Origin of the sequence: uncultured Lactobacillus sp. (assembly GCF_945290125.1) — a bacterium.
Classification (GTDB): Bacteria; Bacillota; Bacilli; order Lactobacillales; family Lactobacillaceae; genus Lactobacillus; species Lactobacillus rizhaonensis.
Window position 1 is genome coordinate 39,396 of the sequence record NZ_CALYQV010000007.1, and the last position, 9,297, is coordinate 48,692.

Here is a 9,297-nt window from a genome sequence, read left to right on the forward strand (position 1 = left end):
TGTGTTTTGTCAGAACTATAAAAGCACAACTATTTTTTCCTTAGTGTATCATATAAAATAACCCTGTAATAAATTCTATTAATAGTTATTTGGTTTCTATGCTATTCCACTGACCACATCTTTCTTACAGAACAAAGAAAACTTATGCCTTTTATTGGTATATTCAGATGTATCTAGTAGTTTGCTTATGACATATTCCATTAAACTATACCTTAACTTATAAATTATCAGATAAAACTTCTAATAGTGCCTTACTATTGCACCTCAAGCTATCTGTCTGCTCCAGATTGACGCTCTACACAGTCTGGCACAGCAATCAATGCTCATATTAAAATGAGATACTTAAATAGAAATACCAGTGAATCCGTGATATCCAAACTACTCAAAGAGCGCTAAAGATAGTTGTCAACCATTCTTCACTAGGATAAGTGTTTAATTAAATTTTTAATATTACCTAGTTATTTTATTAATTTTAATAAACTTGCTGTTTTCAGAAATAGATCGTCAGTGATAATATCTGAAATAACTCTCTTAATTCGCCCGTTGCTATAGTTATCGGTGCAAAATAATTAAATTTTGCACCGATAATTTATTTACTGCCCTGCTTTAGTTATTTGCAATATAGCGACTTGCTTTTCCTTTGCCTACTAAACCTATTTTTCCTTCTTTGCGCAACCTAGCTAAAGCATGTTTAATAGTACTTTCACCATATTGCGGTACCAAATTCATTAGTTCTTGTCTAGATAGCGGTTTTAAACTATTAGTAATTTTATTCAATAGCAATGATTCCGGATCCTTTTCCGTATTACTAGTGAAATCAATTCGTGAATCTAATTCACGGTAAGCTTGCAATACGATACTCAAAAAGTAGTCAACATATGGTCCATAATCGTTTTCATTATTAATCCATGCCTTTCCTGAACTTTCTAACAAAGTCCGGTAATATTGCGCCTTAGTTTTTTCAATTAAACGTTCCAAACTAATATACTTACCAACTCCGAAACCTAATTGTTGTAATTCAAGTAACATTAACAAGCGTGACATTCTGCCATTACCATCTCTAAATGGATGAATTGATACAAAATCCAACATAAATGCTGCCGCTAGTATTAATGGTGGGAGGGAATTATCACAAATTGCATTATTATAAGTTTCACATAAACTTTGGACTAATTCAGGTGTGATATATGCTGGTGGTGGAGTAAAGCGAGTTTCTTTATGACCATCTGCAAAGGTAGTAATAATTGCATTATCAATGTCCTTAAATTGACCGCCCCAGCTGCTTTCAGTAAAATTAAATAATTGCTTATGTAATGTCAATATATTATTAGGAGTGATCTTGATATATTTATAATTGTCATGGATTATAGCTAAAACATCACGATAGCCGGAAATTTCTTCTTCACTGCGATTTTTCGGAGTCGTTTTTTGATCCATTAATTTCTTAAGTCGTACGTCACTTGTTGCAATTCCTTCAATTCGATTTGATGAGTCTGTACTCTCAATCTTTGCGACCACTAACAGCTTATTCATTATGTCTTTCGCTTTTAAGGAGATATGATCCGTTTTACCTTTCAACTCATAGATCAGATTGAGTTTTTCAATTATCTTTGTGGTTAATTTCAAACCATTTAAAGTTTGGTAATCAAAAACTTTCAAAGTATTACGTCTCCTTTAGAAACTAGTTTCTTCCCACATATTTTATACCAAGTATCAGTGTATTTAAAAGTTTATCAGTGCAAAATTTAATTATTTTGCACCGTAAATTTGTTTATTGCACCGAAAAATATTTGTTACCACACAAAAAATCAGCCTTAACTTATCTGCGTGAAATGCTGATAAATCAAGGCTAATCAGAGTAAATGATTCTTCTGAATAAGACTATTATTCAAGCTCACATTGCCATATAGTCATCTGGTTTTTATCTTTTTAAAAAAGTAAAAGGCAGACATAAAAAATAAGATAAATACTAAATACGAAATTAATATTCCCCATGTTAATGAAAAATTAGTGTTTAAGGAATGCTCATTCATATTCGTAATTATTTTCAGTCCTAATGCGGTAGTCTTGATACCTGAACTGTTAATACTAAACAGCTCTATAATATAATCAATCATAAATGCAACCAGATATATACTACTTCCAGCATCAAAGGCTTTATAATAATTCATGATTTTTCACATCCCTTTTTAAAACAAAGATTAAAATAATTAACAAAAAGACTGTTTATGTACAGTAATCTGATTTTTGCTATAAGCAATGTTAGAAGAACTATAACACTTGCTATAAGCTAAAAAATATAGTTTCATCATACTACCTTACTCTTTCATAAAAACCCCTAAGATTAATACATTAAAAGTCTAGTAGCAGCATTAAGTCATAAAACAAGTTACTAGTTATAAAATGTTTCTAATAAAATGTTACAGACTATTATTTTATAAATTTTTAGTTGCTTAATAATAGCATTAAACAATTCTTAAATCAACAAAATAAAAATAATAGTATATTTTTATAAAACTGAAGTAATACTATTACTATGTCAAAATAGCCTTTAGTACTTGCTTTCAAATTACCAGTAACATCTTTCATGAATGATATAGGTATAATACAATGTATTATAAAAGAGCTTTTCTTTACTCAAATTTAGCAAAAACCTAGTTTTTTGTAAATCAATAATTAGACTTCATACTATTATGATGCTTACATAACATTTGGAGATTTGAAAGTTCAGTTCTTCCACCTTCGGACCAAGGCTTTATATGATCTCCTTCCATTTCCTTGTACTTCCAAATATAATCTGTATGCTTATAATTTTTATCAGTGTTACAAATTGGGCAATTAGAAGTTCCCTCTTTTTTAGCTTGATTTGTTTGAGACTTATATTTTGTTCTTTTATCATTATCCGAAAATTTTCTAATATTTAATAATTTAGGATCTTTTTCTCCACTTAAGACATACTCAAAAATTCCAGCTTTTTTTGTAACATCAGAATCTGCCATTAAATCTTGTACAAGTTTATTTATTTTATTAGGGTCATATGCATTCTTATGATACTCTTCATATAGTTCACCCCAATTAGGCTGGTTCATAGGTTTTTCTACTATAATAAATATTCCTGAAATCCAATCAATAACAGTATTAAAGTAAGATTTTAATTCATTTATATCATAATCATAGCGATGCTTAGACATATATTCATCAATACGACCCTGGCTAACCCAGTCTAATGCTGTTCTAAGGTAATCTTGTCTATTAGCTACACCTTTAATATATGCACTCCATTTTTGAATATTTGCATTTTGACTATTAGAAAACTCTTCTTTAGCCATAGTCACAAACGGCCCTGAGTAAATAGCATTTAATAATTCTTGAGAATTAAGTGGAATACCTACAATATTGATAGTTTTAAACCATTCCTTCATCTCACTCTCTGAACCCTCACAAATATAAACTAATAAACTGGAATTCATAATCTTATCTTTTTGATCTTGACTTAAACCTGAAAAATAAGTTTCATTACCATTAATATTGATAGCAAATTTGCCTTTCGTGAATCTACCAATTGAGGTTATACGTTGCTGACCATCTAAAACTTCAAACTTGTCTTCTCCAATTTTATTAAAATAAATTAGTCCCAACGGATAACCTTTTAAAAGCGAATCAATAACTGCTTCTTCACGATTTTTTTCAGCATAAATATAATTTCGTTGATACTCTGGTTGAATTGTTAATTTACCAGATAAGCCAAACAACCCTTTTCCTTCGTACTCATTGTAAACGAATCCATCTACTATTTTACTAATTTTATATTGTTTTAATGTAGTTTGCATATTATTTTATATCCTTTTTATCAAAACTCTTTGATAAACCTTTTCGAACCTTCCATCTTTGTTTATAACTCCAGAAGCATTTAAGTCATACGTCCCTTTCTTATGAAATTTAGCTTCATAAGCCTGATGACATTCTTCTGTAGTGAAAACTCTTGTTTTTAAGTGATATAAGTCTTTATTTTCACACATGCCTAATATTTCAAATTGATTAGGATTATATTTATCTAAAAAAGTTATAGGAACACCCATGATGCCATTATAATCAGCAGGAATAGAATCAGTAAACGGTACTTCGATAGCATCATAGTTATCATATTTTTGATATTGATGATCCTTAACCTGCTTATGTTTACTAAATTTTATATTGTCTGCCATAGACATCAATGATAAGGGTTCATGTCTTCTCCCATGCTCAAGATTAGTAAACCAGCAAACACCAGGAACACGATTAACCTTCTGACCATCTATTTCTTTTAAGAAATGATAAGACTTTTTATATTCAAAATTATTAGGAACATTAAAATACATTCCGGTATTAAAGTTTGTAGCCCCAAGCCATAAATTATTATTTTTTATTAAAGGAAAAATTTCTTTATAAGTAATAGCATTTAAATTGCCTATTACTAAGACACAACGTCTTAAGGGTTCAACCCAATTCATAAATTCTCTAAATAATGAAAACGGTGGATTGGTAACAATAATATCAGCTTCATCGCGGAGTTTTGTTACCTCTTTACTTCTGAAATCTCCAGGAACATAATCCTTATCACCATGTAAATAGCTAAGTACTTTTGATCCTTTAGAACTATTCAAATTTAATTTCTCAGCTTGGAGAGCCTGTTCCACATCTTCTATGTTAAAAACGCCATCATTATCAAAGTCATTTACATAGGTTAATTGTATTTTATAAGCCTTACCTGCTCTCTTTTCTTTTTCATCATCTCCAAATAAAGAAAGTTGTTGATTAACAATAGGACTAGAATCATAACTTGTAGCAATAAGCTTTTTTAGCCCGTAATCATTAAAATGAACCGCAAAATATTTAAAAAAGTTACTTTCGAATGGATCATCTGCCGGTAATAAAATAGTCTTTCCTTTAAAAACATCTTTATTATATTCAATATAGGCACTAACTTCTTTTTCTATTTCTTCCCATCTGGTATAAAATTCATCTTTTTTATCTTTTTTAGCATTGGTCAAATTTTGATTTGCCATTAAAACACCTCATAAATATCATAAATTCATTTTACAGCAAAAGTGTACGCAAAAAAACGGTTCTATAATTTATCCTATCAATGACTTATCCCTGTGATAAGCTGCTAGTAGTTTTTTTATTGCATAAAAAAGAGGACATCTTACTCTTGCTCCTTATAATAAATACTAACTCTACTCAATATTTTTATAAGGTTTTTGTCCTCTTTTAGTAAATATATTAATTTGCTCTCACTATTAAAGACCAAAACATTGTTTTTAAGATGTACATCTCACAGTCTTGTTACGGCTAAAACAATAATTGAATTACTCAAGATGTAATCTTTATTGATAATTAAATGTCAATATATTTTTTAGACCTTTTATTTTATTCATAAATTTTGTCGAATAATTCTTCAATACTTATTCTTCCTATTGAGCATTGAATATGGTGTTGTAATAGCTCTAAAAATAATGCTTTTAGGTCATCTTGATTATTTTCAGAAATAGGTATCAAGATTAAGTTATCGGGTAATTCTTCATACTTCAAATTACTTAGAAATCCCAAAAGTTCTTCAGTTTTTTCAACTTTCAAGTATTGTTTATCTGGCTTTTTATTATCAAAATCTTTATTTATAGCACCATCTTTTAGAAACAGGACTCGATCCGCATAAGTTTGTAAATTCGATAATAAATGTGAAGCCATAATAATTAGCTTTTGTTTCTCTTTTAAATTAACAAGCACTTTTGAAATTAATGCTACGTTTTGGGATCTAGTCCATTCATTACCTCATCTAATAACATAACAGGAGTATCAGCAGCCACAACCATTGCAAAACATAAACGTTGCTTCATTCCTAATGAACAGGTCTCAACTTTATGATCAACATAACTACTCATATTCAGTTCGTCGATAATTCCATTAACGGATTTTTCAGGCTTATTCCATAAGTCCGCATAAAGTTTTAAATGATCTCGTCCAGTCATAAATGGAAATAATTCACTTTGATCGGGAAAAGCACATATCTGTTTATGTAATTTAACAATATCATGCTCATTTTTATAGCGCATCCCATTATATTCAACAAAACCTTTTTGAGGTGTAAGGTTATGCAAAATAATATTAATTAAAGTAGATTTACCTGTACCATTAGGTGCAACTAATCCAATGATTTGTCCCTTTTCAAAGGCAAGAGATAAATCAGTAAAAATCTTTTTTTCACCAAAATTTAGAGTTAAATGATTAATTTTTAACATTGCATTTCACCTCATTTAATTAAAGGTATTTTCTTTATCCTATAAATTAACAACATAACTAGTTCAATAGCTAAAACTGTTAGTACTAAAGGCACAATTCCGGCATTGAAGCCCCATCCTGGAGTATCCATTAAATAAGATAAGTTACCAGATAGGCTATCACCAATTGTAAAATACGTGGTTGGCAAATATTGTAAAAATGGATAAACAAAACCCATCCCCGATGAGAAATACAGTACCTTCCCAGCTACCGCAAATAAACTGGAAAGAATTTCTGCAACGTATTCATTTCTGCTTAATAAAGATATCAAGAGTGTTAAACGAATAAATATAAACACAATCAGTATTGCAAAAATACTCAGCTGCAAATAATACGTTCCTAACGTTAAATAAGTAAATGGCACTTTAAAATATAGTCTTCCCATATAAAAAGTAGTCCTTAAATTAAATGATCCCAGTCCATATTTGGGAGCAATACATACTACTGCTATAATAAAAGCCATCAAGAAATCAAGCAGGACGCTAATCTCAACTACTGCGGTTTTTAGCCACAAGATAGTACTTTTGCTTAGGGGAATATTTTTTACTACCGTACGATATTTATAATCATTAGTAAGAATATCAGCTGCAAAAAAGATAACAATTATTATTAAAATTAAAGTTGTCCAACCAGATAAAGAGTTTTGAATTCACTGCAGTGCTGTTCTTTCTTCTAACACGTTCTTATTTAATTTTGCTTTACTAGCTAAAAGTGCATTATAAAGGTGATAAGTTTGTTGATAGCCATAATGCCCATTTTCTTTATAAATTCCATTATGTCCATACTCAACTGGATACATATAATTTTGATTTTCTTCAACGAAGATCAAATTATCAACATACTTGTACCACTTACTAGAATATAAAGCATACTCTTTCCAGTCATTTGCTTTTAATGCTGCTAATCTTTTTTTATCATATTTAAGTATTGTAGGATAGGTTTCAATCGCATCTTTTGCTCCTGCGCTTGGATCTATTGTAAGCCACGGCTTTCTTACTTGTTCATATTGTTTTTTAGCACTTTTAAGAAAGGCAGTATCATTCTTATATTCTTTTTGAATAGAGTATGGATCAACACGATTAATGACATGATGATTAGGTACACTTACCAGGCCAAAATATAGAGATAACAAAGCAGTGGCAATATATAATCCGATATTTTTAGGATTAACAAAAAAGGCTTTTAATTGAGAAATAAAATAATGCCATCTCATCTTACTCTCTTCCCTTTATTGACCAAATAACTAAAACAACTCATAAATATTAGTGACCAAATCATTAATATTAGTGCACCAGTACAACAATTTAAGAAATTCAATTCGGTTGTATTAGCTACCGTTCCATTAAAAACATTAGTAATATTTAGATATGATGATGGTAGCCAAAAAAGATATTTACTAATGGTGCCAGGAAGATAAGAAATAGCATAAACTAACATCCCTATTAAAGTTGTTAAATAAACATTCTTAGTTAGTTGATTAAGAAATAAAGTCAATGATGTAGTAAATAATACAAGCAGAACAACATATACCAAAAATAATAAACAATAAGCCCATAATGGTATTGCGAAAATTTTATTAAAGTAAAATACATTAGGATAATTTAACGTAACAAAACCATTACGCACACCCGCAAAAATATATGCAGCTACAATTTCTATTAACACAGGGATGATAGTTAAGACAATATTGATTGTAGTTTTCCCAGAAATTTCATCTTTATTTCTATAAGGAATATTTTTCAAAAGACTGCTATGTCGTAATTTCAATATCCAAACATCATTTGAAATAAAAAGAATATAAAGGAAAATAAGGCTTCCTAACATGGACAAAATATAAACTAAATATGTTGAAGATGCTTTAGAGTTCATCACAACTGGAATGTGATGTTGATAAAGGTATTTGTATGTAGCCAGTTTTTGGTAAAGTTCATATTTGGGCGGCACATTAAGAGTTTTAGCACCTTTATAATTATTCTTATAACCGTCAAGCATTGTCTCAATTAGATTTTCCGATCCTCTTAAATAAGTCTGTGGATCGGAAAACACTTCACCATTTTGCAAAACAGCAATATAAGCTGATTGTTTGCATAAATTTGCATAAGTTTGTTTATAATTTTTTTGACGAAGAGAACTACCATCAAAATAATCTTCATTTACTTGTACAGATTCATAGTAGTCCCGCCACTGGCGATAGCCATCGCCAATTTTTTGAGTTTCAACTACAAAGAGGAAGAAAGTCATAGAAATTATTAATAAACAGACTAAAAGAAAGTTCTTTTTCGATTTTATTGCAATTTTAAAATTAGCTTTAAAATAATATCGATTCATAATAACCACCTTTTAGTATAAATACAACTAACCCGTTTGCCATTTTATTTTATGAGTCATTATATTTAGAATTGAGTTAATATAATCCACTTTCCGATTTGTAAAAAATCTCTTAGTTATTATTCCCAAAAGCTTTGATTAGATTTATAAATTAATCTAAGGCTGCAATATGTTGCAATGGACTAAAACTTGACCAAATACATATGCCAATAGTTTTTAACATAGTTTTTTAATCTATGAATTAGCTTAACTTTCTTCAACCTTTAAATCTAACAAAGCAGATCCTACTTTACCTATGATCTTCTAGTTTTAACTCATAATAAATATTTTAAATCTTAAGAATTATTAGTTCTTTAAAATTTATTATTCAATTATACTCTTATAATTTAATTTTTAACTAATTTTTCAAATTCAATAATATTTTTATAATTTTGATTAAACTTAGTGCACAAAAAAGCGGGCAAAAAGCCTGCTATATCAGCCATAATGCCTACCTAATTGTGTGCATAATTATCTTTAATAAACAAAAAATAGCCTTAACTTACCAACAGAAAACATTGATATATCAAGGTTATTTTACTAATTTTACTCTTCTGAATGCTGACTAGAGGATTCGAACCTCCGACCTCATCATTACTAATGACGTGCTCT

The 9,297-nt window shown here is 29.4% G+C and carries 8 protein-coding genes; all 8 read right to left on the minus strand.

Features of this window, described 5'->3' with window-relative positions; translation table 11 throughout:
- Positions 1 to 606: 606 nt before the first annotated feature.
- The 8 genes from Q0K80_RS02330 to Q0K80_RS02365 all read right to left on the minus strand — a co-directional run bounded on the left by Q0K80_RS02330 (position 607) and on the right by Q0K80_RS02365 (position 8,646).
- Positions 607 to 1,659: a Fic family protein gene (locus tag Q0K80_RS02330; RefSeq protein ID WP_294602573.1), complete on the minus strand. Its 1,053-nt coding sequence runs from the start codon at positions 1,657 to 1,659 to the stop codon at positions 607 to 609.
- Between the two features lie 1,010 nt (positions 1,660 to 2,669).
- Positions 2,670 to 3,830 (minus strand): DUF262 domain-containing protein, encoded by a 1,161-nt coding sequence (locus Q0K80_RS02335; RefSeq protein ID WP_294602575.1) that lies wholly within the window; start codon positions 3,828 to 3,830, stop codon positions 2,670 to 2,672.
- A gap of 6 nt (positions 3,831 to 3,836) precedes the next feature.
- Positions 3,837 to 5,045: an adenine-specific methyltransferase EcoRI family protein gene (locus Q0K80_RS02340; RefSeq protein WP_294602578.1), complete on the minus strand. Its 1,209-nt coding sequence runs from the start codon at positions 5,043 to 5,045 to the stop codon at positions 3,837 to 3,839.
- A 364-nt stretch (positions 5,046 to 5,409) separates the two neighbouring features.
- Entirely contained in the window at positions 5,410 to 5,727 is a 318-nt protein-coding gene (locus tag Q0K80_RS02345; protein ID WP_294602581.1) for a hypothetical protein, read from the minus strand.
- Positions 5,728 to 5,780: 53 nt separating this feature from the next.
- Complete coding sequence (locus Q0K80_RS02350) at positions 5,781 to 6,278, minus strand: ABC transporter ATP-binding protein (protein WP_294602584.1); 498 nt, start codon at positions 6,276 to 6,278, stop codon at positions 5,781 to 5,783.
- 11 nt (positions 6,279 to 6,289) lie between these two features.
- Positions 6,290 to 6,832, minus strand: coding sequence for a hypothetical protein (locus Q0K80_RS02355; RefSeq protein WP_294602587.1), 543 nt, complete (start codon positions 6,830 to 6,832; stop codon positions 6,290 to 6,292).
- A 135-nt stretch (positions 6,833 to 6,967) separates the two neighbouring features.
- Complete coding sequence (locus Q0K80_RS02360; RefSeq protein ID WP_294602589.1) at positions 6,968 to 7,531, minus strand: hypothetical protein; 564 nt, start codon at positions 7,529 to 7,531, stop codon at positions 6,968 to 6,970.
- Entirely contained in the window at positions 7,528 to 8,646 is a 1,119-nt protein-coding gene (locus Q0K80_RS02365; protein WP_294602592.1) for an ABC transporter permease, read from the minus strand. The genes Q0K80_RS02360 and Q0K80_RS02365 overlap by 4 nt, the downstream gene beginning before the upstream one ends.
- Between the last annotated feature and the right edge of the window lie 651 nt (positions 8,647 to 9,297).

Excerpts from the sequence above, each read along its gene's own strand:
- Q0K80_RS02335 (WP_294602575.1), bottom strand. The coding sequence starts at position 3,830 with ATGCAAACTACATTAAAACAATATAAAATTAGTAAAATAGTAGATGGA.
- Q0K80_RS02340 (WP_294602578.1), bottom strand. The coding sequence starts at position 5,045 with ATGGCAAATCAAAATTTGACCAATGCTAAAAAAGATAAAAAAGATGAA.
- Q0K80_RS02345 (WP_294602581.1), bottom strand. The coding sequence starts at position 5,727 with ATGGCTTCACATTTATTATCGAATTTACAAACTTATGCGGATCGAGTC.
- Q0K80_RS02350 (WP_294602584.1), bottom strand. The coding sequence starts at position 6,278 with ATGTTAAAAATTAATCATTTAACTCTAAATTTTGGTGAAAAAAAGATT.
- Q0K80_RS02360 (WP_294602589.1), bottom strand. The coding sequence starts at position 7,531 with ATGAGATGGCATTATTTTATTTCTCAATTAAAAGCCTTTTTTGTTAAT.
- Q0K80_RS02365 (WP_294602592.1), bottom strand. The coding sequence starts at position 8,646 with ATGAATCGATATTATTTTAAAGCTAATTTTAAAATTGCAATAAAATCG.